A 795-nucleotide genomic window follows, 5' to 3' on the forward strand; every position below is an offset into this window, starting at 1 on the left:
CCGTTATCAGAGGAGCCCTGTGAATGGTTTGCGTGTTAGGCCACCGACGAAGAATTCAACCATGGATGTATAATCAAACACTGGAAGGTCAGTCGCCTCTTGAACTGCAGCCGCGTATGGTCCCAGCCCGCCACACTCAAGCAAGAGCATGCCGATATCCGGCCGATCCTTCTGCAGAGTCAAGATCGCATTGACCACATCAGCCTGGACTGCCTGCACGTCTAGGTCACCATACGGCTCCAGGAAGAAGCCGGCAAATATGGGAGCGTCATCGAGTCCAAAGACAACCACCCTGTCACTGATTTCCGGTCGCACCCCAGCCGCTTTCAACATATCTTGGCTCAGTGCAGCCTTACTTGCCACGACTACGCCAAGTGCCTTGCCCTGCGGTAGCACTTGTTCAAGGAACGGAGTAAGGACAAGGCTCGACAAGAACACCGGCACATCAACCGCAGCGCGCACCGCTTCCTGGTACCGGATGAAATAGCCGCACCCAGCAGTAATCACTCGCGCACCCTCTCGCACGAGTTCTTTCGCCGCCGCAATCACAGCCGATGTTTTTTCCTCACCATCCGCCCCGAAAATGCAGGTATTGTTGAGCCCCGGTACGGTTTTATAGCGCACGGGAACGCTCCACGTGGTGGCGTTGCCGGCGTCTCCGGGGATGTACGGACGGAGACCGGGTCCCGGCATGCGATCAAGCATCAAAATGCCCACAGGTGCCCCGTGGAACGCCAATCGGGGCCTAACCCAGGACGGCCAGCGTTTTCCTTGGGCACGAGGAAAATCAGTCAT

General features: G+C 57.2%; 1 protein-coding gene. It reads right to left on the reverse strand.

Translation table 11 applies throughout. The annotated features are described in order from the left end of the window. Positions 1-6: 6 nt before the first annotated feature. Positions 7-795, reverse strand: a 789-nt coding sequence (locus AC0ZT5_RS35115) for an aspartate/glutamate racemase family protein (RefSeq protein WP_488500161.1), incomplete at its 5' end; no start/stop codon positions are given.

It is taken from the genome of Mesorhizobium sp. CNPSo 4670, from assembly GCF_057784235.1.